The organism is Citrobacter sp. GW821-FHT07H02 (assembly GCF_059418505.1).
The window spans coordinates 104,161-126,531 of sequence record NZ_JBWKPZ010000006.1 but is presented as its reverse complement, the minus strand read 5'-3'; the positions used below and the strand labels follow the sequence as shown (position 1 = coordinate 126,531).

Here is a 22,371-nt window from a genome sequence, read left to right as displayed (position 1 = left end):
TGACTCCTTAATCAGCGGCCAGCCAGCGTGCTAAACGCTGCGCAAATGCGGCCTGACTTTCCAGTAATTCGTCTCCCGTCACCAACGGCGCCGGGCGGGTGATCACGATGCAGGGGATCCCAGCATCCAGACAGGGTTGAACTTTTTCCTGATAACCGCCTTCTGCGCCAGAGGCTTTTGTCACCACCACGTCGGCCTGACACTGGCGATAAAACGCGGCGTTAAATTCAGCGCTAAAGGGGCCGCAGAGGGCGAAGATCTCCCCTACGCCGAATCCCAGTTCTGCGCATTGCGCAATCACATCAGGAACGGGCAAGACACGGGCCAGCAATGTTTTCTCCGGCAGCCCTGCGCGCCATTGCGCCAGGTCCTTACTGCCGGTGGTCAGCAGCACACGATCGCCAAACTTCTGCGCCACTTCACAGGCTTGTGCAATGCTCTGAACGGTATAAAGCAACGGGTGCGTCAGGTCGCTGAGTTGCTCCGGGCGCTGGTAGCGACTCAGCAACACGCCCGCCGCTTCGCAGGCGCGCAGAATGTTACGGCTCACCACTTCGGCATACGGATGTGACGCATCGATCACCCAGCGGGTGCGGTTGTCCCGCAGCCAGGCGATCATCTGCTCCAGCTCCAGACGACCGCATCGCACCTGCCCTTTAATCTCCCCTGCCAGTTGCTGGCCAGTGGGGGTCGCCACCGACAGGGTGTAAGGGACGTTCGCCGCGTCCAGTTGCTGACACAGCGCCCGCGCATCGCTGGTTCCGCCCATCACCAGCACCTCGCCGTATCTCACAGCACGTAGCCTCTTGGCGTGATCATCAGACCATCCTGGATGTAGGTGGCTTTGTTACCGACAATCACCAGGCTGGTCATATCCACGGGTTCGAAGTCCATTCCGCCGAGGGTGCTCAGCCATTTTTCCTGTTTCTTACGTCCCGCCGACTTCACGATGCCAACCGGAGTTTCTGCGCTCTTACTGGCCGACAATAATTCGAACGCGCGCGCCAGATGCCCTTCACGACCACGACTGCGCGGGTTGTAGAAGCAAATCACGAAGTCAGCTTCGCCCGCGGCGATAATGCGTTTTTCAATAACCGGCCACGGCGTTAACAGATCGCTTAAGCTGATGTGACAAAAATCGTGCATCAACGGCGCGCCCAACAGAGACGCGGCCGCAATGCTGGCGGTCATGCCGGGAACCAGACGGACTTCAACCTCCAGCTTCTGCTTACTGACCAGTTCCAGCACCAGACCCGCCATGCCATAAATACCGGCATCGCCGCTGCTGATCAGCGCCACGTTATGCCCTGCCTGCGCCAGTTCAATCGCCGCCTGACAGCGTTCGATCTCTTTACACATGCCGGTTTTGATCACCTGCTTGTCGCCCGTGAAGGCTTTCACCAGGTGGGTGTAGGTTTTGTAACCGACAATAATTTCCGCCGCCTGTAGTGACTCGACCGCTTCCATCGTCATCATTGCCTGCGAGCCAGGGCCTATTCCAATTACGGTTAACATCAGTGTGAAACTCCCAAAGTAATAGTCACGCCCTGCTCACGCAGGGTCTCGCCTAACAGTTGTCCATGGCTCAGCAGCCAGGCTGCCGGCCCTGATACGCTACCGACGCCCACCGTTTGACGCACAAACGACGAAGCAGGAAAGCGATGTTCATGCTCACGCAGCGCGTCAGCGGAAAAGGTTTCGAAAGGAACACGACAACAGGAGGCCAGTTGAATCAGCCCCTGCTCGTCTTTTTTGAGGTTGACGCTGCCGATTGCTTTTAATGCCAGCGGATCGAGCCGCTGTGCTTCAAGCTGACGCGCCAACAGGTTAGCTAACAGCGGAAATGGCGTGTCACGACGACAGCCAATCCCGGCGACAACCCGCTGGGGCACCAGTTTCCAGTGCGGTACTGGCAGTGCGGGCAAATCAGTGCGTAGCGTGATGCAAATCAGCGCATCCAGCTCCGGCAGTTGCTGCAGGTCGGTCACGATGATAAAACCGCGTTTGTCACAGTGGCTGACCTCTTCGGCTAACGCGTCGTCCCACCACAGCCCCACCCGCCGCTGGCTGACCAGCATTTGATTAACGATTTTCACGGCCGTGCGAAAATCATTCATTCGGGCGTTAAGCTGGAACGCCAGCGTATCCAGCGCAGCCATATCGTTAACATCGGTCGCGGTGGTAATCACCGGATCGGCGCCCAGCATGCCCGCAAGGTAGCGGGTGAGCGCATTGGCGCCCCCGGCATGACCGGAGAGCAGGCTAATCACATGCTGCCCGCGCTCATCGATGACGACGACTGCCGGGTCACTGAATTTGTCATTCACCAGCGGCGCGAGCACACGTACTGCAATACCGGTCGCGCCAATAAAAATCAGCGCCGAATATTGCGCAAACGCGTCCCGTGCCGTACTGGCAAATCCGTCGGTAAACGGCACAAACCCCTCTTCCAGCAATTTCTCACTGGTAAAGCAGGTCAGCGGCAGCATTGCCGCCAGCCGTTTCGCCAGCACTACTCCGCCAGGCGTCAAACAAAAAAGCGCAATAGACTCAGGCTTTACGGTATTCATGGCTAAAGTCCGCAGCATAAAGTCGGGAGTAGTGATATTCATCACCGAGGAAATTCCCCACCAGAATGAGCGCCGTTTTGCGGATCCCCGCGTCACGGACCTTGTCGCCAATGTCTGCCAGTGTGCCGCGTACGGTCTGACTTTCCGGCCAGGTCGCTTTGTAGATCACCGCCACAGGGGTCGTTGCCGGGTATCCACCTTCAATCAGACGCTCCGCGACCCGATGAATACGCTGGACTGAAAGATAAATAGCCATTGACGTCTGGTGGCTGGCAAACGCCTCCAGTTGTTCACGTTCAGGTACCGGAGTCCGTCCTTCCAGACGGGTAATGATGAGGCTCTGCGACACTTCCGGGACGGTATATTCCACGCCAAGCTCGGCGGCCGCGCCGAGGAAAGCACTGACGCCAGGCACCACCTGCCAGTCGATGCCACGCCGGGTCAACTCTTCACCCTGCTCGCGCACAGAACCGTACAGTGATACATCGCCGGTTTGCAGACGCACCACCGTTTTTCCCGCCTTCACACCGGCTTCCATCAGGTCGAGGATCTGTTCCAGGTGCAGTTCCGCGCTGTCGTGGCACTCTGCTTCTGGCGGGCAATAATCCAGCAATTCGGTATTAATCAACGAGCCTGCATAGATAACCACCTGCGCCTGTTGCAGCAAACGGTAGCCTTTGAGGGTGATCAACTCACGGTCGCCAGGACCTGCGCCGACAAACCACACACTACGGGGATCAAATGTCTCAGACATGGTGTTCTTCCTTCTGACAGGCGATAACAAAAACAGGATTATTCGGTTTGAAATAGTGACCACTGCCGAGGGCAGTCAGTGACGAAACGTGTAGCTGTAGGCAATCCACGTCCTGCACGCCAATGTGCTCCAGATGCGCCAGCGCGGTATTGAGGTTTTCTTGCAGGATGAAGGTCATGACCAGGCGGCCGCCGCAGTGAAGCTGACGCATTGCCCAGTCAATCAGTTCGGTAAGGTGACCACCGCTGCCGCCCATAAACACCGCATCGGATTTCTCGGTCAGCATCATTGGCGCTTCACCCGGCAGGATATCAATGTTGCTGCAGGCGAAATGCTGGCGGTTTTCATCCAGCAGTCGCAGCGCTGCGGGATTACGCTCAATGGCGGTGACATGCAGAGAAGGATGCTGCAGCGCCGCCTCAATCGAGACGCTTCCGGTTCCAGCGCCGACATCTATGAGATGGCTTGCGCGGTGCAATTCAAGTTTTGAGAGGGCGAGTGCGCGAACCACTTCTTTGGTCATCGGCACTTTCTCTCCACGTAGGAACAGCTCATCTTTCATCAAGGATCACCACTGCATTCATCTCATAGTCGCTGTTGACCTCACTGACGGGCAGCCAGTGGATCCGTTCGTTTTCCATCGCCAGGTTTTCACCGATCACCATCCAGCGATGTCCCTTACCGCGTTTCATTAACTGAGCCGCTATTTCGCGTGGGCCGCAGAGCGTGTCTGTCACCATCGCGACCTTGTTGTGCCGCGCTAGTTCGTCAAAACAGACGCTGCGCCCGTGGCTGCTGGTGAGCCACATATCGTTCATGTCAACGCCTGACTGCGCGCAGAGATATTGCACCGCGCTGATACCCGGAATAATGCGCACCCGCTCAAGACCAAAATGCGCCACCATGCGCGTGCCGATGCCGTAAAAAAGCGGATCGCCAGAGGCCAGTACCACCACGCGTTTATCGTCATGGCGGGCAACCCAGTCCAGCAGTTCTGCAATGTTGGCGCCGAGCACAAACTGTTCGCCGCTGAAATCAGGGAACTGTAATAAATGGCGTTTCCCGCCCACCAGGACGTCGGCTTGCGCCACCGCTTCCCGGGCGGCAGGCGTCATCAGATGTAGCCCTGCCGGCCCCATTCCCACCACCGTTAACATTGCATCTCCCTCGCAATCTCTTCGACCGGGCGGTTACTGCCGAGAACCTGATTCTCGAAAGAGAACATGATGGCGTCACAGCAAGGCGGGTTTTTCGTAAAGCGCAGCATCTGCATGACGCGCAGACAAATTCGCTCGGCCAGATGCGGGTAAATGCGCTGAAATCCGTAGGCGTCGATGTGTTCCATCGCCGCTTCGGTGGTATCGCAGTCGCTGACCAGCGTCAGCAGTTCACGCGGTGCGCCAAGGAGCGCCAGATGCGCCACTAACGTTTCCATGCGGGCATCGGCGATATGACTGTGCGTATGGAAGATCCCAGCGGAGATTTTGATGAGCTTACCAGGGTGTCCCACCAGCACGATGTGGCGATACCCCAGTCGCACTGCCTCTTCAATCATGTAGCCGACGAAATTGCTCATGGTGACGACAACCTGAGTGTCGATTCCCATTTGCTCGCGGACAAAACGTTCACCATGATTGCCTGGCACCAGCACAACCCTGTCCAGACCCGCTGCGCGTTTGATCTCCAGCTCCAGCGACAACGAACGTTTCCAGCTCTCTTCCGACATTGGCGTCACAATTCCTGTCGTGCCAATGATCGAAATCCCCCCCAGAATCCCGAGGCGTGAGTTGTAGGTTTTTTGCGCTCGCTCTTCACCTTCCGGAGCGAAGATTTCAATTTCTGCGCCACGCGCCGGACCAATGGCTTCACGTACTGCGGATTCAATGGTGTGCCGGGGCGTGCGGTTGATCGCCGCGCTACCGACAGGCAAACCGATACCTTTACGGGTGACCGTGCCAACGCCCTCTCCGCCCAGCAAGACGATCTCACCGCTGTCATTCAGCGTCACACGGGCAAAAATCAACATGCCGTGGGTGGCGTCCACATCATCTCCGCCATCCTTACGAATCGCGGCAATGGCCTGCTGCCCTTCGATGTGGGGAGACTCAACGTTCAGACACAGCGTTACCCCGGAAGGCGTAACGATAGAAACCTGATGAATCAAATGCTGGCGCAATACCATGAGTGCAGCGACTTTTGCTGCCGCCGTTGCACAGGATCCCGTGGTATACCCCTTGCGAAGCGCTTTGCCGTTGTGCCATACCGGGGCATCAAAGGATGCGTCGCTCATCGCGCCCCCTGCAGGTGGTACAACATGGCGTTCACGATGGCCGCAGCCACGTTACTTCCGCCTTTGCGCCCCAATGCGGCGATCGCCGGCAGGTTGCTTTGCGTTAGCGCGTCTTTCGACTCTTCGGCGCCAACGAATCCTACTGGCACACCGACCACGCCGCTGACGGCAACATCATGTTCAAGCAGTCGGAACAATGCCGTTGGCGCATTGCCGAACACAAACACCTTTTCGCTCTCTTCAGTAACCGCAATATCAACGGCCGCCATTGAGCGGGTGATCCCCTGCGCTTTTGCTGCACTCACGACGCGCGGGTCGCTGATGTAGCAGCGGCATTCACCGCCAAATTTGGCCAGCAGGGTTTTATTGATCCCGGAAAGCGCCATCGTGGTATCGGTATAGATAACGCACTGACGCTGGAGTGCCGCACACAGGTGCTCCAGCGCATCTCTGGAAAACCACAAAATGTCCAGCCAGTCAAAATCTGCCGTAGTGTGGATAACCCGTTTGATGATCGCTTCATGCAACGGGCTGGCAAATTGATAATCCGGGCGGGTCTCACGAATAATCTCGCCAATGATGTCGAAACTTTTGGTTTCAATCGCCTGGGGTTGCTGGATGTATTGCATGTATTTCTCCTCAGGCCGCGCCAACTACCAGCCAGTGCGCCACCATAAACAGCGCAAGGGCCAGGGTCGAAGCTACCCACATCAATCGAATCGTTTGGGAAATGTCGTCTACAGAAATGTCGCGCCGCGCATCGCCTATCCAGGGTTTCTCAACGCGCTGCCCAAAGTAGTTATTCGGACCGCCCAGGCGAATCCCTAGCGCCCCAGCCACACAAGCCTCAGACCAGGCGCAGTTTGGACTGCTGTGGTTGTAACGGTCACGCCAGCCGATCTGCAGTGCGCGGGCGCCATCCTGACGGCACAGGATTGCGGCAAGACTGAGCAACAGCCAGCTAAGACGGGCTGGAAAGTAATTCGCCACATCATCAAGGCGGGCGCTGACCATACCGATGGCCCGGTATTTTTCATGCTTATAGCCCACCATAGAATCAAGGGTGTTGACCGCTTTGTAGGCCATGGCTAACGGTGCGCCGCCAATCAACAGGAAAAACAGCGGCGCAATAATGCCGTCAACGGTGTTTTCCGCCACGGTCTCTACCACTGCACGATTGATTTGATCCGGCTGTAACTGCGACGTGTCCCGACCCACAATCCAGGCGAGCTTTTCCCGGCTTTCGGCAAGATTGCCAGCCCGCAATGGACGTTCAACATCCATCGCGGCCTTTGCCAGGCAACGCCCTGCCAGGACGGTAAAGATCATCCAGACTTCAACCAGCCAGCCAAACCAGGGGTGAATCATCGTCGCCAGCGTCAGCACGCCCCAGGAAACACCCCAGGTCACGCCGACCACCAGCACCCACATCACCGCACCACCTACCCGCAGCGCGCGCTCGCTATGGCAATAACGTCTGACAAGGCGTTGAACTGAGGAAATTAAATTGCCTATCCAGCGCACCGGATGCGGCCAGTTTTGCGGGTCACCAATAATGAAATCGAGAAGCCAGGCAACGCCCCATGCCAGCAATGTCATAGTGACTCCCTGCCCGCAGCCAGCCAGTGGTTCAACATTTGTGGACGCTGCGCGAAATGAACGTGAAGGTAGCTGGCAAAGGTATTGCCCACTTGCCAGCCGCCGGACCATTCCTGCAAGGTTTTACCGTCACGGACTTTGCGACACGCCATCACGGCCGGTATTTCTGGGGTAAAATCCGAGTAGTGAAATTCATGCCCACGAAGCACATCACCTGCCGCTGCCAGCAGTGTTTGCTGCAGGGCCTGCGCTTCGCAGTAGCCGAAGCGGGTAAGTCGTTTTCCCATCCGGCTGTGGCCTGGAATAACATCGGCCATCTGATAGACCGATCCGGTTGCATCCTCCAGCGAGGTTCCCAGGTACATCAAACCGCCGCACTCCGCATAGATAGCCACACCGCGCTGGTGCGCTGCCCGCAATTGCGACAACATCTCTGTATTTTCGGCAAGACCCGCCGCATGCAGTTCAGGATACCCGCCGCCAAGCCAAATCATCTGACAGTCAGGAAGTTTGCGGTCATGAAGAGGACTAAAACGCGTGATACGGACGCCAGTACGCTCCAGCAGAGTGATGTTGTCCGGGTAATAAAAATTGAAGGCTTCATCATCCGCGAGCGCCAGCGTAAGCCCTTTGCCAGCAGAAGCGGAGGGTAATGTCGGCCATTCTCCTTCAGGTAGCGACGTGAGATGACTCAGCGAAAGCAGCTGGTCGATATCCAGTGTCTGCTCGAGGGTACTGGCAAATTCCTGCCACGGTTGCTGATTGATAAGCGACTCTCGGGCGGTGACCAGTCCAAGATGGCGTTCAGGCAATGAAACGCCCTCAGCACGAGGGACATAGCCCAGAACGGGCACCGTACAGTAGCGTTCAATTGCCGTTTTGAGGAGTTGGTAATGTGCTTCGCTATTAACGCGATTGACGATGACACCCGCGATGTTGAGGTCAGGATCAAAGTGCTGGAATCCCATCACCGTCGCGGCAATCGAGGTTGATACCGCTTTGCCATCCACCAGCAGAATAACCGGGCAACCCAGTTGCTTCGCCATTGCCGCCGTACTGCAATAATTGGGGTCGGTGCCGTAGCCGTCGTACAGCCCCATAACCCCTTCGATGACGGCAATGTCAGCCTGCTGCATATGCTCGCAAAACAAGGCATTAAGAACGGGCTCAGGGAGCATAAAACTGTCGAGATTGCGGGAGGCCGTGCCACAGACCGCCGTATGCCAGCCCGTGTCGAGATAGTCAGGTCCCACTTTGCAGGGCTGCACACGCAGACCGCGACGTTTTAACAGACTCAGCAAACCCAGCGTTACCGTGGTTTTGCCACAGCCGCTTCCGGTGCCTGCAAGAATAAATGCGTGAGAACGTGCCGCCATACCCTGATCCTGTTCAGGGTGGTAGGGGTGTAGAGATGCGCTTGTAACCCGTCTTCAGACGATACGCTTCCGATCAACCCACTTCCCACCGAAGTTGTTGGTAATGGTCGACAGGCAGGTCTTCTGGCTCAGCGTCATCCTCACCCGTCCTTCCCAATCTTGCGATCAGTGGCGTTTACGGGGTCGTCAGCATCACAGCAGCGGGGGCTGCGGGGGATTCTCACCCCCTTCCCTGCCACAAATGTGGCAAACCTGTCGACTTACGTTATGGGCATTTTTCGTAACCCATAACGGTAATTAAACTCTAATTACATCTCACTCTTTCTTACGCCAATTTCCTGGCGTTTACATGCATATTTCACTCGTATATGTATTGAATGAGTGCAGCGGGGAAATAATAATAAAAACCACACTTCCCGAAACTGCACCCCATCACAAAAATAAAAACAGACGCAGTTTATCCCTCAAATAAGACTATTTTGTTGCGCTACGACAACTTATCGCATTGAGATGATTGTTTTCATTTTATAAAGGCTGACATGCCACAGGATATCAAAAATCGGCAATTGCCAGATATTGATATTTACGCAGATTCAATAGAGGAATTTTCATTAATTTGCTGGCGAAACGTCTGCGGCGTCACCTGATACGTCTGGCGAAAAACTTTGCAGAAATAACTGGTTTGAGAAAAGCCTAAATTACGCGCAATGCTGGCAATGCTCCAGTCACTGTGGCACAGCAGTTCCCTGGCGCTGGCCATTCTTTGCTGGTTTACCCAAGCGTTAAAACCGATGCCCTGATATTTTTTAAATAATTTGCTGAAGTAGTACGGGCTAAGATAAACATGTGAAGCGACATCCTCAAGACGCAGATCGTCCGACAAATGCGCATCAATGTAGCGCAGCGCTTTCTTTATTTTACTGTCATGCGGATTAGGGCTACGGTTCGCCCGGGCAGGTTCAGCTTGCTGTGGGTTATCCTTGATAACAACAAAATTAAGTTGTTTTTTAAGGCAATTTTCAACAATAAGCTTCAACAGGTCTGCTGACGCCATCACCCTTGAATAGTCCATCTCAGGTACGTTATGAAATTCATTCAGCAGTTCGGGATCGGCTTGCCAACGGTCATCCACACTAAGAATATCCACCAGGCCGACATCGTTGCTTAAACGCACTTGTCCACAAAGGACAAAACCAACCAGATGACCTGCAATTACCAACGGAATAGAAAAATCGGTTAAACCCGCATGGCAGCGATAAATACAAGGTTGGTCTGATTTTGATGCTTCCAGACCGCCGCAGCGATCGCTCATACGACAACGCGTACTGTGTTGAGGATGTTGGCGCATCAATTGACAAAATGGTGTGAAATTAAACAACTCAGAAATCTCATCACCATGAATATTGACAACCACAACGGCCAGACTGGTGGCTTGTGCAAAATCCTGGGCGATTTTATTAATGAGTTCTGAGTTCAGAGCGCTCGCAGAAATCATGATAAAACCCCTCAGTTAATTTATTGTTATAAACAGCACATTTTATTTACATTCGCCTGATCATTTTCCTGGGATATTAATGAACAAAGCAAAATGCACAATAACAAAAGTCCCCCATCCCTGGGAGACGTTTTATTCAGTTCGTGAAACCAGATCACGAAATCATTTACCTATTTCAGAAAAAGCCCATAAAAACGGCGTTACCCCTGATTTTCTTCCAGCTTACAGGCATTACACGGTAAGTTTTTGCCAATAAAATAGCGATAGATTGCCGCCCCCCCGCAAGCCCCAACAATAGGTGCCACGATAGGTACAATAAAATATGGGATATCACGTCCGCCCGTCATCGCAATGTCTCCCCATCCTGCCATCCATGCGAACAGTTTCGGGCCAAAATCACGCGCAGGGTTCATCGCAAATCCGGTCAGAGGTCCGGTGGAAGCACCGATAACCGCCACCAGTATCCCTATCAGCAAAGGGGCCAACGGTCCTTTAGGCACACCATTGCCATCGTCAGTCAGCGCCATGATCATCCCCATCAGAATGGACGTGATCACCACTTCCACCAGCGCCGCTTGCCATACACTCAAGGCCGCAGCCGGATAGGTACTGAAAATACTCGCCAGTTGCAAACTCTCGACGCTGCCACGCACCAATTGATGAGCCGTTTCAAATTCGATAAACAGACTGCCATACAGCAGATATGCCAGCATCGCCCCGCCAAACGCGCCAGCAAGCTGGGCTATGGTGTAAGGCAAAACCTTACGGCCAGGGAAACAGGCAAACAACCATAATGCAATCGTCACTGCCGGGTTTAAATGCGCACCGGATATTCCGGCCGTCAGATAAACGGCAAGCGAGATCCCTAACCCCCAAATGATACAGATTTCCCATAATCCCAAACTTGCGCCAGCAACTTTGAGCGCGCTGAGGCAACCAATACCGAAAAACAAAAACAGCCCGGTGCCCAAAAATTCGGCAATGCATTGCGCTTTTAGTGAGTCGTTCATTGTGACACCTTCTAAGCAGAGTTTGTGTCTGTGTCAGCAAGCTACCCCCGCTGACGGCCCGACTTTCACTATAAAAACTGTTCTCTGCAAATTGTTGGCAACCTGAAGGCTGGCTGGCTCTGAAAAATCGTGCCGCAATAACAAATTATTGCTATCCGTTTACCCCCTAGAGCAGACGCCACGAGCGATTCGATAAATAAAGCACGATCGTTGTATTAATAAAAAATGGCTAAATCCAATATTTAAATTTCCAACAAACATCACACATTCATTTACCCCTGGCAAATTAATTTTATTTTGTCATCTGGTAAAATGTAAAAATGAAATAACAAAAGCAAAATAATTACATTATAATTTATTTTATTTTCCATTAAAAACAGCAAGATACAATTAATTTAAGCAATTTAATACTATCAACTACCCACTATTTTTTCACGTTCAAAGATAAGTCAGCCATTCTTTTTCCTCGCTTCTTTTTATAGTCCTGATTATCGGGACAACCCAGGCGAGGTCTTTATGCAACAAGAAGCATTAGGAATGGTAGAAACCAAAGGCTTAACCGCTGCCATCGAAGCCGCTGATGCGATGGTGAAATCAGCCAATGTCATGCTGGTCGGTTACGAAAAAATTGGCTCTGGACTGGTGACAGTTATCGTTCGTGGTGACGTCGGCGCAGTCAAAGCGGCTACCGATGCAGGTGCGGCAGCTGCCCGCAACGTGGGAGAAGTGAAAGCCGTACACGTTATTCCACGCCCGCATACCGATGTAGAAAAAATCTTACCGAAGGGAATTAGCCAATGAGCAGCAATGAGCTGGTGGAACAGATCATGGCGCAGGTGATTGCCCGCGTGGCAACCCCCGCTCAACCGGTCACCCCTGATAAACCCTATCCAAAACGAGAGACGGCTATGGCAGAAAAGAGCTGCAGTTTAACGGAATTTGTCGGCACCGCGATTGGCGACACTGTTGGTCTGGTCATCGCGAACGTAGACAGTGCCTTACTGGAAGCAATGAAGCTTGAGAAGCGTTATCGCTCAATTGGCATTCTGGGCGCACGTACGGGCGCAGGTCCACACATCATGGCCGCTGATGAAGCCGTAAAAGCGACGAATACGGAAGTGGTCAGCATTGAGCTTCCCCGCGACACCAAGGGCGGCGCCGGGCATGGTTCACTGATCATTCTGGGCGGCAACGATGTTTCAGACGTAAAACGCGGCATCGAAGTCGCACTCAAGGAACTTGACCGTACCTTTGGCGATGTTTACGCCAATGAAGCGGGCCATCTGGAACTGCAGTACACCGCGCGTGCCAGTTATGCCCTTGAAAAAGCGTTCGGCGCACCACTCGGTCGTGCCTGCGGCGTCATCGTTGGCGCTCCAGCGTCTGTTGGCGTGTTAATGGCTGATACCGCGCTGAAATCCGCCAACGTTGAGGTTGTGGCCTACAGCTCTCCGGCACATGGAACCAGCTTCAGTAATGAAGCCATTCTGGTGATTTCCGGTGACTCCGGCGCTGTACGTCAGGCGGTTATCTCTGCGCGTGAAATTGGCAAAACCGTCCTGTCGACCCTCGGTTCTGAACCGAAAAACGATCGTCCGTCCTATATCTAATACCCATGAGGCTGATTCATGAGATCGAAAAGATTTGAAGCACTGGCGAAACGCCCTGTGAATCAGGACGGCTTCGTTAAGGAGTGGATCGAAGAAGGCTTCATTGCAATGGAAAGCCCGAACGATCCTAAACCCTCGATTAAAATCGTCAACGGCGCAGTGACCGAACTGGATGGCAAAGCCGCCAGCGAATTTGACCTGATTGACCATTTTATCGCCCGCTACGGGATCAATCTGGCGCGCGCCGAAGAAGTCATGAAGATGGACTCGGTCAAGCTCGCCAATATGCTCTGCGACCCTAATGTAAAACGCAGTGACATCGTACCGCTCACCACCGCGATGACACCGGCGAAAATCGTTGAAGTGGTGTCACACATGAACGTGGTTGAGATGATGATGGCGATGCAGAAAATGCGCGCTCGTCGTACTCCTTCTCAACAGGCGCACGTGACCAACATCAAAGATAACCCGGTACAGATCGCTGCCGATGCCGCCGAAGGCGCATGGCGCGGATTTGATGAACAAGAGACGACCGTTGCAGTTGCGCGTTACGCCCCGTTCAACGCTATCGCTCTGCTCGTTGGCTCCCAGGTCGGTCGTCCTGGCGTATTAACCCAGTGTTCGCTGGAAGAAGCTACCGAACTGAAGCTCGGCATGTTAGGCCATACCTGCTACGCCGAAACCATCTCCGTTTACGGTACCGAACCTGTCTTTACTGACGGTGACGATACCCCCTGGTCAAAAGGCTTTCTGGCCTCGTCTTATGCCTCTCGCGGCCTGAAAATGCGCTTTACCTCTGGCTCTGGCTCTGAAGTACAAATGGGTTACGCCGAAGGCAAGTCGATGCTGTACCTGGAAGCGCGTTGCATTTACATCACGAAAGCCGCTGGCGTACAGGGGTTACAAAACGGTTCGGTGAGCTGCATTGGCGTGCCTTCTGCGGTGCCATCAGGGATTCGCGCCGTGCTGGCGGAAAACCTGATCTGCTCGTCGCTGGATCTGGAGTGCGCCTCCAGTAACGACCAGACCTTCACCCACTCCGACATGCGCCGTACTGCGCGCCTGCTGATGCAGTTCCTGCCGGGAACGGACTTTATCTCCTCCGGTTATTCTGCGGTGCCGAACTACGACAACATGTTTGCCGGCTCCAACGAAGATGCCGAGGATTTTGACGACTACAACGTTCTCCAGCGCGACCTGAAAGTGGACGGGGGTTTACGTCCGGTACGTGAAGAAGACGTCATCGCTATTCGTAATAAAGCCGCTCGCGCGCTGCAGGCCGTCTTTGCCGGTATGGGTCTTCCACCAATCACTGACGAAGAAGTCGAAGCCGCCACTTACGCCCACGGTTCGAAAGACATGCCGGAACGTAACATCGTTGAAGATCTCAAGTTCGCGCAGGAGATCATCAGTAAGAACCGTAACGGTCTGGAAGTGGTAAAAGCCCTCGCCCAGGGCGGTTTCACCGACGTTGCTCAGGACATGCTCAACATCCAGAAAGCCAAGCTGACCGGAGACTATCTGCATACCTCCGCCATTATCGTTGGTGATGGACAAGTGCTCTCAGCAGTGAATGACATTAACGATTATGCCGGTCCGGCAACAGGCTATCGCCTGCAAGGCGAACGCTGGGAAGAGATAAAAAATATCCCTGGCGCACTCGATCCCAACGAACTTGGCTAAGGGGTGAAAAATGGAAATTAATGAAAAGCTGTTGCGCCAGATAATTGAAGATGTGCTGTCCGAAATGCAGAGCAGTGACAAACCGGTGACCTTGCGTACACCCGCTGTTCAGGCGGCCCCTGCACAGGGTGAAAGCTTTCTGACTGAAATTGGCGAAGCCAAACAAGGTGCCCAGCAAGACGAAGTCATTATTGCTGTTGGTCCGGCATTTGGTCTGTCGCAAACCGTCAATATCGTGGGTCTGCCGCACAAGAGCATTCTGCGCGAAGTGATCGCGGGTATTGAAGAAGAAGGCATCAAGGCACGTGTTATTCGTTGCTTCAAATCATCCGATGTGGCGTTCGTCGCGGTAGAAGGGAATCGTCTGAGCGGTTCTGGCATCTCTATCGGCATCCAGTCTAAAGGGACGACGGTTATTCACCAACAAGGGTTACCTCCGCTTTCCAACCTGGAGCTTTTCCCTCAGGCCCCGTTACTCACGCTGGAAACGTACCGCCAAATTGGTAAAAACGCCGCGCGCTATGCCAAGAGAGAATCTCCGCAACCTGTTCCGACGCTGAATGATCAAATGGCGCGCCCTAAATATCAGGCGAAATCGGCCATTTTGCATATCAAAGAGACGAAGCATGTCGTGACGGGCAAAAACGCGCAAGAACTGCGCGTGGCGCTTTAACAAAGGATACCGCCATGAATACCGAAGCAATTGAATCGATGGTACGGGATGTGTTGAGCCGCATGAACAGCCTGCAAGGCGAAACTCCCGCCTCTGCTGCAGTGAATACGTCGACGCACACCGCGAAGGTGACCGATTACCCACTGGCAAACAAGCATCCTGAGTGGGTGAAAACAGCCACCAACAAAACGTTGGATGACTTCACGCTTGAGAATGTCCTCAGCAATAAAGTGACCGCGCAGGACATGCGTATCACGCCGGAAACTCTGCGTCTTCAGGCTGCTATCGCCAAAGATGCTGGCCGTGACCGACTGGCGATGAACTTTGAACGCGCAGCGGAACTGACTGCTGTACCTGACGAACGGATCCTTGAAATCTACAACGCACTGCGTCCTTACCGTTCAACGAAAGAAGAGCTGATGGCCATTGCGGACGATCTCGAAAATCGTTATCAGGCAAAGATTTGCGCAGGTTTCGTTCGTGAAGCGGCCATGCTGTACATCGAGCGCAAAAAACTTAAAGGCGACGATTAAGCGGAGAGAATCCATGCGGTATATCGCTGGCATTGATATTGGCAACTCATCAACAGAAGTCGCTCTGGCGACGTTGAATGAGTCTGGCGTACTGACAATCACCGGCAGTGCGCTGGCGGAAACGACCGGAATCAAGGGCACATTACGTAATGTGTTCGGTATTCAGGAGGCGCTTACGCTGGCGGCAAAAAACGCCGGCATCAATGTCAGTGATATTTCGCTCATCCGCATCAACGAAGCCACGCCAGTGATTGGCGATGTGGCGATGGAAACCATCACGGAAACCATCATCACTGAGTCAACCATGATCGGCCACAACCCGAAAACACCGGGTGGGGTCGGTCTTGGCGTCGGGGTAACCATTACGCCGGAAGAGTTGTTGACTCGCCCGGCTGATGTCTCTTACATCCTGGTGGTATCAGCAGCGTTCGATTTCGCCGATGTTGCTACCATGATTAACGCCTCCGTGCGGGCGGGGTATCAATTGACCGGCGTCATTCTGCAACAGGATGACGGTGTACTGGTCAGTAATCGTCTTGAAAAACCCGTCCCTATTGTTGATGAAGTTCGGTATATCGACCGAATTCCTCTCGGGATGCTGGCCGCTATTGAGGTTGCCGTCCCCGGGAAGGTGATCGAAACGCTGTCTAACCCTTACGGCATCGCTACGGTTTTTAATCTCAGTGCCGACGAGACCAAAAACATTGTGCCTATGGCGCGCGCGCTGATTGGCAACCGTTCCGCCGTGGTGGTGAAAACCCCCTCAGGTGATGTGAAAGCTCGCGCCATACCAGCCGGAAATATCGAACTGCTGTCGCAGGGACGCACGCGTCGAGTCGATGTTGCCGCTGGTGCCGACGCCATCATGAAAGCGGTCGGCGAATACCCCAAACTGGATAATGTCACCGGTGAAGCCGGAACCAATATTGGCGGCATGCTGGAGCATGTGCGCCAGACAATGGCAGAACTCACCAACAAACCCAGCAACGAAGTTTTCATCCAGGACCTGTTAGCCGTCGATACGTCAGTACCCGTGAGTGTCACCGGTGGGCTAGCCGGAGAGTTTTCGCTGGAGCAGGCCGTCGGCATCGCCTCAATGGTGAAATCAGATCGCCTGCAAATGGCGATGATCGCCCGCGAAATTAAGCAAAAACTCAACGTTGACGTTCAGGTCGGCGGCGCAGAAGCCGAAGCCGCGATTCTGGGTGCCTTAACCACGCCTGGCACCACGCGGCCACTGGCAATTCTGGATCTGGGCGCGGGTTCAACTGACGCTTCAATCATCAACCCTAAAGGCGAAATTATCGCCACTCACCTCGCCGGTGCTGGCGATATGGTCACGATGATCATCGCTCGTGAACTGGGTCTGGAAGATCGTTATCTGGCCGAGGAGATCAAAAAGTACCCGTTGGCCAAGGTGGAAAGTTTGTTTCACTTGCGCCATGAGGACGGCAGCGTTCAGTTCTTCCCCACCCCGCTTCCGCCCTCGGTGTTCGCACGTGTCTGCGTGGTGAAACCCGATGAACTGCTTCCTCTTCCTGGCGACCTGGCTCTGGAGAAAGTGCGCGCCATTCGCCGCAGCGCGAAAGAGCGGGTCTTTGTCACTAACGCCCTGCGTGCGCTGCGTCAGGTAAGCCCAACCGGCAATATCCGCGACATCCCGTTTGTGGTGCTGGTTGGCGGTTCTTCCCTGGATTTTGAAGTCCCGCAACTGGTCACCGATGCGCTGGCGCACTATCGGCTGGTGGCCGGGCGAGGAAACATTCGCGGTAGCGAAGGGCCAAGAAACGCCGTCGCAACAGGATTGATCTTGTCCTGGCATAAGGAGTTTGCCTATGGACAGTAACCATATCGCACCGGCGATTGTTGTCGCGGCCATTGACGGCACACTCTCCGCCTGGAATGACGTTCTGTTGGGTATCGAAGAAGAAGGTATTCCCTTCGTTGTCCAGGAGCAGGTCTCAGACGATGTCGTTCACGGCGCCTGGCAAGCAGCGCGCCAGTCGCCGCTGCTCGTAGGCATCGCCTGCGACAGTGAAACGTTGGTTGTGCATTACAAGAATTTACCCGCATCAGCGCCGCTATTTACGCTGACCTATCACCAAGATAACCCTGCCCGTCGACGTATTGGTAACAACGCCGCGCGGCTGGTTAAAGGCCTTCCCTTCCGGGATGGTCACTCATAATCCACAGGAGAACCGCAGTATGAATAACGCACTGGGACTGGTTGAAACAAAAGGGCTGGTAGCCGCGATCGAAGCCGCCGATGCCATGGTGAAATCCGCCAACGTGCAGTTGGTCGGCTATGAAAAGATCGGCTCGGGTTTAGTGACCGTGATGGTTCGCGGTGATGTCGGTGCCGTAAAAGCGGCCGTAGACGCAGGAAGTGCTGCGGCAAGCGCGGTAGGCGAAGTCAAATCCTGCCACGTCATCCCACGCCCGCACAGCGACGTTGAGGCCATTTTACCTAAATCTGCCTAAGTCACTTCGAAAAAGGAGCACAGCGTGAAGCAATCACTGGGATTACTTGAAGTTAGTGGTCTGGCATTAGCCATCAATTGCGCGGATGTCATGGCGAAAGCCGCTTCCATCACGCTGGTTGGCCTCGAAAAGACCAACGGTTCAGGCTGGACGGTTCTCAAAATTACCGGTGATGTGGCCTCTGTTCAGGCGGCCATCATCACTGGCGCCAGTTTTGCCGACCAGCAAGCAGGCCTGGTCGCACATAAAGTCATCGCACGGCCTGGAGAAGGCATTCTTTCTTACCGCGTAGAGACGTCGCCTGAGCCAATTCCCGACGCTGCTCACGAAGAGCCTCAGGAAGAGATCCTTGTTGAGCCGTTTTTACCCGAGAGCGCACAGGGAACTGAGCTTATCAGTTGCAATCTTTGCCTCGATCCACAATGCAAACGCCAGAAAGGGGAACCCCGCTCTCTCTGTCTGCATTCCGGTAAGCGAGGTGACGCGTAATGGATAAGCAACTGCTGGAGACGACCGTAAGCCAGGTCCTGGATGAGATGCGTGAGCGCCCTATTCCGCTGGGCGTTTCTAATCGTCATATCCATCTTTGCGCAGAAGACTATGCCCGTCTTTTTCCTGACCAACCGATCAGCGAGAAAAAAGCACTATTACAGCCCGGACAATACGCCGCCGAGCAAACCGTCACTTTGGTTGGCCCAAAAGGTCAGCTAAAAAATGTTCGCCTGCTTGGACCATTGCGTAGTACGAGTCAGGTTGAAATCTCCCGTACCGACGCCAGAACATTGGGCGTCGCAGCCCCCTTGCGTATGTCAGGCGCTCTGCAAGAAACGCCGGGGATCCGCCTTGTCAGCCCGTTTGCCGAACTGGATCTCACGTCGGGCGTGATTATCGCCCGCCGCCATATTCATATGTCACCGCTGGATGCACTGATCCTGCGTGTTTCGCACGGCGACAGCGTCTCTGTGGCCATTGAGGGTGATGAACGGCGGTTGATTTTTGACAACGTTGCCGTTCGCGTTTCACCCGATATGCGTCTTGAGATGCACATCGACACAGACGAAGCCAATGCGGCTGGCGCAGATAGCCCGCACGCATTCGCCAAACTGGTAACGCCACGATGAACGGCGAAATGGTGCAGCGTATCGTCGAGGAGGTCGTTGCACGTTTGCTGCGTCGTGCCGACAGTACGGTCACGCTCAGCGCCGCGCAACTACGGGATATCGATGCCCGGACCCTGTTTTGCCAGTATTCATATCTGCATGTTCAGCAGGTTGACTTGCCATTACTGGAACAACTTGCGCAGAACGATTCGTCAAACACAACGGCGGTAATGATTCACGAGGCGCTGGCATTTGGACTTCGCGTACAGCTGTCAGTGCAACGTCGTTTGTTACCGGCGTTACCGGTGAAAAAGCTGGCACGCCTGCCTCTGATATTCAGTGATGAGCTGGGGCAGACCGTCATCCTGCACCCGGTCAATCTTTTAAGTTATGCCGACGTGGCTCGCCTTCCCTGTGTATCGCTGGTGCTGCGTCGTCAATGTGTCATTACCGCACTGGCTCGTGAAGCCGCTGGCACACGCAATATTCATCTCATTAAACAGGAGTGAACCATGCATCTGGCACGCGTTACAGGCGCGGTGGTATCCACACAAAAATCACCTTCTCTGGTGGGGAAAAAACTCCTGCTGGTTCGTCGGGTCTGTGCCGATGGGGAACTTCCCTCGCCTCCCACCACAGGTGATGAAGTGGCGGTTGATTCCGTAGGGGCTGGCATTGGCGAGTTAGTGTTGCTCAGCAGCGGCTCCAGCGCCAGACATGTATTTAGCGGTCCCAATGAGGCCATAGACCTGGCCATTGTCGGCATCGTCGACACGGTATCAAGTTAAGGGGGAATGATGGCGATTTATACCCGAACAGGTGATGCCGGAACAACCGCCCTGTTTACCGGCCAACGCGTCAGTAAAACCCATCCGCGTGTTGAAGCTTACGGAACGCTGGATGAACTTAATGCCGCGCTGAGTCTGTGTGTATGTGCTTGCGCCTGCGCGCAACATCGCACGCTGCTGGAGTCTATTCAGTTGCAGATCTTCTGGTTTAGCGCTGAGCTTGCCAGTGAAAGCGAACAACCGGCATCAGGGCAACGTTACATCAGTTCAGAAGAAATTACCGCGCTTGAAATCGCTATTGATACCGCGATGGGCCGCATCCCCCCCTTGCACAGCTTTATCCTGCCGGGCCGGTGCGAAGCGGCAAGCCGATTGCACTTTGCGCGGACGTTAGCGCGTCGCGCAGAGCGACGTCTGGTGGAGCTATCTGAAGGCGTCGCGGTCAGGCATGTACTGATGCGCTACATCAACCGACTCTCAGATTGTTTGTATGCCCTGGCGCGCGCCGAAGACAACGACGCTCATCAAAGCAACATTATTCGGGAAGTGACAAAGCGTTATCTGGCTTCTGGTCACTCCCCCTCCATGAAGGAATCCGCAATGTCCCTCTCATTTCAGGAGCTTCATCAGTTAACCCGTTCAGCCGTTGAACGGGCACAAGAATTACAGGTGCCTGTTGTCGTCAGCATCGTTGACGCTCATGGCGTCGAGACCGTGACCTGGCGTATGCCGGATGCTCTATTAGTGAGCAGTGAACTGGCACCGAAGAAAGCATGGACGGCTGTCGCGATGAAAACAGCGACCCATGAACTTTCCGCTGCGGTTCAACCCGGCGCGGCGCTTTATGGTCTGGAAAGTCATCTGCAAGGCAAAGTGGTGACGTTTGGCGGCGGATATGCGCTATGGCGTGACGGTGTACTGATTGGGGGTCTTGGGGTCAGCGGCGGTAGCGTTGAACAGGACATGGAAATTGCACAAACCGCCATTGCGGCTATTAACGTGAGAACACATCAATGAATACTTCCGAACTGGAAACCCTCATCCGAACCATTCTGAGCGAACAGTTAGCGCCCACCAGCGCGGACGAAAAAGGGAATGGTATCTTTCAGTCCGTTGATGAGGCAATCAACGCCGCACACCAGGCCTTCTTACGTTATCAGCAGTGCCCGCTAAAAACCCGAAGCGCCATTATCAGCGCTATTCGTGAAGAGCTCAATTCGCACCTTGCGACGCTTGCGCAAGAGAGCGCGGTAGAAACCGGAATGGGTAATAAAGAGGATAAGTTCCTCAAGAATAAAGCCGCCCTGGAAAACACGCCGGGTATTGAAGATCTCACCACCACGGCATTGACAGGCGATGGCGGCATGGTGCTATTCGAATATTCGCCATTTGGCGTTATCGGTTCCGTCGCCCCCAGCACCAACCCCACCGAAACCATCATCAATAACAGCATCAGCATGCTGGCGGCGGGAAACAGCGTTTATTTCAGTCCGCATCCTGGGGCCAAAAACGTCTCCCTTAAGTTGATCAGCATGATTGAAGAGATTGCGTTTCGCAGTTGTGGGATCCGCAACCTGGTCGTTACTGTCGCAGAACCCACGTTTGAAGCGACCCAGCAAATGATGGCACACCCTCACATTGCCGTGCTGGCGATCACCGGCGGCCCCGGTATCGTGGCGATGGGGATGAAAAGCGGCAAAAAAGTCATTGGCGCAGGCGCGGGAAATCCCCCCTGCATCGTCGATGAAACCGCGGATTTAGTGAAAGCTGCGGAAGATATCATTAATGGCGCTTCCTTCGATTACAACCTGCCCTGTATTGCAGAAAAGAGCCTGATCGTCGTGGAGTCCGTTGCCGACAACCTGATCCAACAAATGCAAAGCTTTGGCGCGATGCTCCTCACCCCAGCAGAAACGGATAAGCTCCGTGCAACCTGCCTTCCGGAGGGTCAAGCCAATAAAAAACTGGTTGGCAAAAGCCCCGAAACCATGCTGGAAGCCTCTGGTATCGCGGTTCCAGCCAAAAAACCACGCTTGCTGATCGCGGTCGTTGACGCGAACGATGCCTGGGTTACCAGTGAACAGTTGATGCCGATGTTGCCGATCGTGAAAGTGAAGGACTTCGACAGCGCACTGACGCTGGCCATCAAAGTCGAAGAAGGCCTGCACCATACCGCCATTATGCACTCGCAGAATGTTTCACGACTGAACCTGGCAGCCCGCACATTGCAGACCTCTATTTTTGTGAAAAACGGTCCGTCCTATGCGGGAATCGGCGTTGGTGGCGAAGGGTTCACCACCTTTACGATTGCCACGCCAACGGGTGAAGGGACAACCTCAGCCAAAACATTCGCGCGGTCTCGTCGCTGCGTACTGACAAACGGTTTTTCAATCCGTTAATGAGGGTGTG

At 54.3% G+C, this 22,371-nt stretch carries 26 protein-coding genes and 1 riboswitch; of the genes, 14 read left to right on the top strand and 12 right to left on the bottom strand.

From position 1 onward, the window contains the following. Window positions 1–7: 7 nt before the first annotated feature. The 12 genes from AC07NP_RS09610 to pduF all read right to left on the bottom strand — a co-directional run bounded on the left by AC07NP_RS09610 (window position 8) and on the right by pduF (window position 11,094). Window positions 8–793 carry a cobalt-precorrin-6A reductase gene (locus AC07NP_RS09610; RefSeq protein WP_494660317.1) on the bottom strand — a complete coding sequence of 262 codons (786 nt, stop codon included), beginning with the start codon at window positions 791–793 and terminating at the stop codon, window positions 8–10. After that, window positions 790–1,515: a precorrin-3B C(17)-methyltransferase gene (locus tag AC07NP_RS09605; RefSeq protein ID WP_494660316.1), complete on the bottom strand. Its 726-nt coding sequence runs from the start codon at window positions 1,513–1,515 to the stop codon at window positions 790–792. The genes AC07NP_RS09610 and AC07NP_RS09605 overlap by 4 nt, the downstream gene beginning before the upstream one ends. Continuing rightward, window positions 1,515–2,570, bottom strand: coding sequence for a cobalt-precorrin 5A hydrolase (cbiG, locus tag AC07NP_RS09600; RefSeq protein WP_494660315.1), 1,056 nt, complete (start codon window positions 2,568–2,570; stop codon window positions 1,515–1,517). Before cbiG ends, AC07NP_RS09605 begins: the two co-directional genes overlap by 1 nt. After that, window positions 2,551–3,324, bottom strand: a complete 774-nt coding sequence (locus tag AC07NP_RS09595; protein ID WP_162379877.1) for a cobalt-precorrin-4 methyltransferase — start codon at window positions 3,322–3,324, stop codon at window positions 2,551–2,553. Before AC07NP_RS09595 ends, cbiG begins: the two co-directional genes overlap by 20 nt. Beyond that, window positions 3,317–3,886, bottom strand: coding sequence for a decarboxylating cobalt-precorrin-6B (C(15))-methyltransferase (locus tag AC07NP_RS09590; protein WP_494660314.1), 570 nt, complete (start codon window positions 3,884–3,886; stop codon window positions 3,317–3,319). Before AC07NP_RS09590 ends, AC07NP_RS09595 begins: the two co-directional genes overlap by 8 nt. Continuing rightward, a complete protein-coding gene (locus AC07NP_RS09585; RefSeq protein ID WP_494660313.1) occupies window positions 3,876–4,481 on the bottom strand; it encodes a cobalt-precorrin-7 (C(5))-methyltransferase in 606 nt (201 codons plus the stop codon). Before AC07NP_RS09585 ends, AC07NP_RS09590 begins: the two co-directional genes overlap by 11 nt. Then, complete coding sequence (cbiD, locus tag AC07NP_RS09580; protein WP_494660312.1) at window positions 4,475–5,614, bottom strand: cobalt-precorrin-5B (C(1))-methyltransferase CbiD; 1,140 nt, start codon at window positions 5,612–5,614, stop codon at window positions 4,475–4,477. The genes AC07NP_RS09585 and cbiD overlap by 7 nt, the downstream gene beginning before the upstream one ends. Next, window positions 5,611–6,243, bottom strand: a complete 633-nt coding sequence (locus AC07NP_RS09575; RefSeq protein WP_494660311.1) for a cobalt-precorrin-8 methylmutase — start codon at window positions 6,241–6,243, stop codon at window positions 5,611–5,613. Before AC07NP_RS09575 ends, cbiD begins: the two co-directional genes overlap by 4 nt. 10 nt (window positions 6,244–6,253) lie before the next feature. Then, window positions 6,254–7,213, bottom strand: coding sequence for an adenosylcobinamide-phosphate synthase CbiB (gene cbiB / locus AC07NP_RS09570; protein ID WP_494660310.1), 960 nt, complete (start codon window positions 7,211–7,213; stop codon window positions 6,254–6,256). Then, window positions 7,210–8,589 (bottom strand): cobyrinic acid a,c-diamide synthase CobB, encoded by a 1,380-nt coding sequence (locus AC07NP_RS09565; RefSeq protein ID WP_494660309.1) that lies wholly within the window; start codon window positions 8,587–8,589, stop codon window positions 7,210–7,212. The genes cbiB and AC07NP_RS09565 overlap by 4 nt, the downstream gene beginning before the upstream one ends. 96 nt (window positions 8,590–8,685) lie before the next feature. After that, window positions 8,686–8,860, bottom strand: a riboswitch (cobalamin riboswitch). Between the two features lie 312 nt (window positions 8,861–9,172). Continuing rightward, on the bottom strand, window positions 9,173–10,084 hold the full coding sequence (pocR, locus tag AC07NP_RS09560; protein WP_494660308.1) for a transcriptional regulator PocR: 912 nt from the start codon (window positions 10,082–10,084) through the stop codon (window positions 9,173–9,175). Window positions 10,085–10,284: 200 nt separating this feature from the next. Further along, window positions 10,285–11,094, bottom strand: coding sequence for a propanediol diffusion facilitator PduF (gene pduF / locus AC07NP_RS09555; protein ID WP_494660307.1), 810 nt, complete (start codon window positions 11,092–11,094; stop codon window positions 10,285–10,287). Window positions 11,095–11,610: 516 nt separating this feature from the next. Here pduF and pduA point away from each other — a divergent pair. The 14 genes from pduA to pduP are packed head-to-tail and all read left to right on the top strand — an operon-like array spanning window position 11,611 to window position 22,361. Beyond that, window positions 11,611–11,895, top strand: a complete 285-nt coding sequence (pduA, locus tag AC07NP_RS09550; protein WP_001183618.1) for a propanediol utilization microcompartment protein PduA — start codon at window positions 11,611–11,613, stop codon at window positions 11,893–11,895. Beyond that, entirely contained in the window at window positions 11,892–12,704 is an 813-nt protein-coding gene (gene pduB, locus AC07NP_RS09545; protein WP_192612674.1) for a propanediol utilization microcompartment protein PduB, read from the top strand. Before pduA ends, pduB begins: the two co-directional genes overlap by 4 nt. Before the next feature lie 18 nt (window positions 12,705–12,722). Continuing rightward, the gene (pduC, locus tag AC07NP_RS09540) at window positions 12,723–14,387 is read left to right on the top strand and encodes a propanediol dehydratase large subunit PduC (RefSeq protein ID WP_192612675.1); all 1,665 of its coding nucleotides are present in this window, start codon (window positions 12,723–12,725) and stop codon (window positions 14,385–14,387) included. Window positions 14,388–14,397: 10 nt separating this feature from the next. After that, window positions 14,398–15,060 carry a propanediol/glycerol family dehydratase medium subunit gene (locus tag AC07NP_RS09535; protein WP_203360772.1) on the top strand — a complete coding sequence of 221 codons (663 nt, stop codon included), beginning with the start codon at window positions 14,398–14,400 and terminating at the stop codon, window positions 15,058–15,060. Window positions 15,061–15,074: 14 nt separating this feature from the next. Further along, on the top strand, window positions 15,075–15,593 hold the full coding sequence (gene pduE / locus AC07NP_RS09530) for a propanediol dehydratase small subunit PduE (RefSeq protein ID WP_494660306.1): 519 nt from the start codon (window positions 15,075–15,077) through the stop codon (window positions 15,591–15,593). 13 nt (window positions 15,594–15,606) lie between these two features. Further along, window positions 15,607–17,439, top strand: coding sequence for a diol dehydratase reactivase subunit alpha (locus AC07NP_RS09525; protein WP_494660305.1), 1,833 nt, complete (start codon window positions 15,607–15,609; stop codon window positions 17,437–17,439). After that, the gene (locus AC07NP_RS09520) at window positions 17,429–17,779 is read left to right on the top strand and encodes a glycerol dehydratase reactivase beta/small subunit family protein (protein ID WP_494660304.1); all 351 of its coding nucleotides are present in this window, start codon (window positions 17,429–17,431) and stop codon (window positions 17,777–17,779) included. The genes AC07NP_RS09525 and AC07NP_RS09520 overlap by 11 nt, the downstream gene beginning before the upstream one ends. Window positions 17,780–17,798: 19 nt before the next feature. Next, complete coding sequence (gene pduJ, locus AC07NP_RS09515) at window positions 17,799–18,074, top strand: propanediol utilization microcompartment protein PduJ (protein ID WP_162379893.1); 276 nt, start codon at window positions 17,799–17,801, stop codon at window positions 18,072–18,074. 24 nt (window positions 18,075–18,098) lie between these two features. After that, window positions 18,099–18,563 carry a BMC domain-containing protein gene (locus tag AC07NP_RS09510; RefSeq protein ID WP_494660303.1) on the top strand — a complete coding sequence of 155 codons (465 nt, stop codon included), beginning with the start codon at window positions 18,099–18,101 and terminating at the stop codon, window positions 18,561–18,563. Continuing rightward, window positions 18,563–19,195 (top strand): phosphate propanoyltransferase, encoded by a 633-nt coding sequence (locus AC07NP_RS09505; protein WP_494660302.1) that lies wholly within the window; start codon window positions 18,563–18,565, stop codon window positions 19,193–19,195. Before AC07NP_RS09510 ends, AC07NP_RS09505 begins: the two co-directional genes overlap by 1 nt. Beyond that, window positions 19,192–19,683 carry a microcompartment protein PduM gene (gene pduM / locus AC07NP_RS09500; protein ID WP_494660301.1) on the top strand — a complete coding sequence of 164 codons (492 nt, stop codon included), beginning with the start codon at window positions 19,192–19,194 and terminating at the stop codon, window positions 19,681–19,683. The genes AC07NP_RS09505 and pduM overlap by 4 nt, the downstream gene beginning before the upstream one ends. 3 nt (window positions 19,684–19,686) lie before the next feature. Continuing rightward, on the top strand, window positions 19,687–19,962 hold the full coding sequence (locus AC07NP_RS09495) for a EutN/CcmL family microcompartment protein (protein WP_494660300.1): 276 nt from the start codon (window positions 19,687–19,689) through the stop codon (window positions 19,960–19,962). A 9-nt stretch (window positions 19,963–19,971) separates the two neighbouring features. Then, entirely contained in the window at window positions 19,972–20,979 is a 1,008-nt protein-coding gene (gene pduO / locus AC07NP_RS09490; protein WP_494660353.1) for a two-domain cob(I)yrinic acid a,c-diamide adenosyltransferase PduO, read from the top strand. Further along, complete coding sequence (pduP, locus tag AC07NP_RS09485; protein ID WP_494660299.1) at window positions 20,976–22,361, top strand: CoA-acylating propionaldehyde dehydrogenase PduP; 1,386 nt, start codon at window positions 20,976–20,978, stop codon at window positions 22,359–22,361. The genes pduO and pduP overlap by 4 nt, the downstream gene beginning before the upstream one ends. Window positions 22,362–22,371: the final 10 nt, after the last annotated feature.

Coding starts and splice junctions, on each gene's coding strand:
- AC07NP_RS09575 (WP_494660311.1), bottom strand. CDS start 6,243: ATGCAATACATCCAGCAACCCCAGGCGATTGAAACCAAAAGTTTCGAC.
- AC07NP_RS09565 (WP_494660309.1), bottom strand. CDS start 8,589: ATGGCGGCACGTTCTCACGCATTTATTCTTGCAGGCACCGGAAGCGGC.
- AC07NP_RS09505 (WP_494660302.1), top strand. CDS start 18,563: ATGGATAAGCAACTGCTGGAGACGACCGTAAGCCAGGTCCTGGATGAG.
- pduE (WP_494660306.1), top strand. CDS start 15,075: ATGAATACCGAAGCAATTGAATCGATGGTACGGGATGTGTTGAGCCGC.
- AC07NP_RS09520 (WP_494660304.1), top strand. CDS start 17,429: ATGGACAGTAACCATATCGCACCGGCGATTGTTGTCGCGGCCATTGAC.
- AC07NP_RS09535 (WP_203360772.1), top strand. CDS start 14,398: ATGGAAATTAATGAAAAGCTGTTGCGCCAGATAATTGAAGATGTGCTG.
- pduP (WP_494660299.1), top strand. CDS start 20,976: ATGAATACTTCCGAACTGGAAACCCTCATCCGAACCATTCTGAGCGAA.
- AC07NP_RS09525 (WP_494660305.1), top strand. CDS start 15,607: ATGCGGTATATCGCTGGCATTGATATTGGCAACTCATCAACAGAAGTC.
- AC07NP_RS09595 (WP_162379877.1), bottom strand. CDS start 3,324: ATGTCTGAGACATTTGATCCCCGTAGTGTGTGGTTTGTCGGCGCAGGT.
- pduJ (WP_162379893.1), top strand. CDS start 17,799: ATGAATAACGCACTGGGACTGGTTGAAACAAAAGGGCTGGTAGCCGCG.
- pduC (WP_192612675.1), top strand. CDS start 12,723: ATGAGATCGAAAAGATTTGAAGCACTGGCGAAACGCCCTGTGAATCAG.
- pocR (WP_494660308.1), bottom strand. CDS start 10,084: ATGATTTCTGCGAGCGCTCTGAACTCAGAACTCATTAATAAAATCGCC.
- pduO (WP_494660353.1), top strand. CDS start 19,972: ATGGCGATTTATACCCGAACAGGTGATGCCGGAACAACCGCCCTGTTT.
- AC07NP_RS09585 (WP_494660313.1), bottom strand. CDS start 4,481: ATGTTAACGGTGGTGGGAATGGGGCCGGCAGGGCTACATCTGATGACG.
- pduF (WP_494660307.1), bottom strand. CDS start 11,094: ATGAACGACTCACTAAAAGCGCAATGCATTGCCGAATTTTTGGGCACC.
- cbiG (WP_494660315.1), bottom strand. CDS start 2,570: ATGAATACCGTAAAGCCTGAGTCTATTGCGCTTTTTTGTTTGACGCCT.
- cbiD (WP_494660312.1), bottom strand. CDS start 5,614: ATGAGCGACGCATCCTTTGATGCCCCGGTATGGCACAACGGCAAAGCG.
- AC07NP_RS09590 (WP_494660314.1), bottom strand. CDS start 3,886: ATGAAAGATGAGCTGTTCCTACGTGGAGAGAAAGTGCCGATGACCAAA.
- pduA (WP_001183618.1), top strand. CDS start 11,611: ATGCAACAAGAAGCATTAGGAATGGTAGAAACCAAAGGCTTAACCGCT.
- pduB (WP_192612674.1), top strand. CDS start 11,892: ATGAGCAGCAATGAGCTGGTGGAACAGATCATGGCGCAGGTGATTGCC.
- cbiB (WP_494660310.1), bottom strand. CDS start 7,213: ATGACATTGCTGGCATGGGGCGTTGCCTGGCTTCTCGATTTCATTATT.
- AC07NP_RS09605 (WP_494660316.1), bottom strand. CDS start 1,515: ATGTTAACCGTAATTGGAATAGGCCCTGGCTCGCAGGCAATGATGACG.
- AC07NP_RS09495 (WP_494660300.1), top strand. CDS start 19,687: ATGCATCTGGCACGCGTTACAGGCGCGGTGGTATCCACACAAAAATCA.
- pduM (WP_494660301.1), top strand. CDS start 19,192: ATGAACGGCGAAATGGTGCAGCGTATCGTCGAGGAGGTCGTTGCACGT.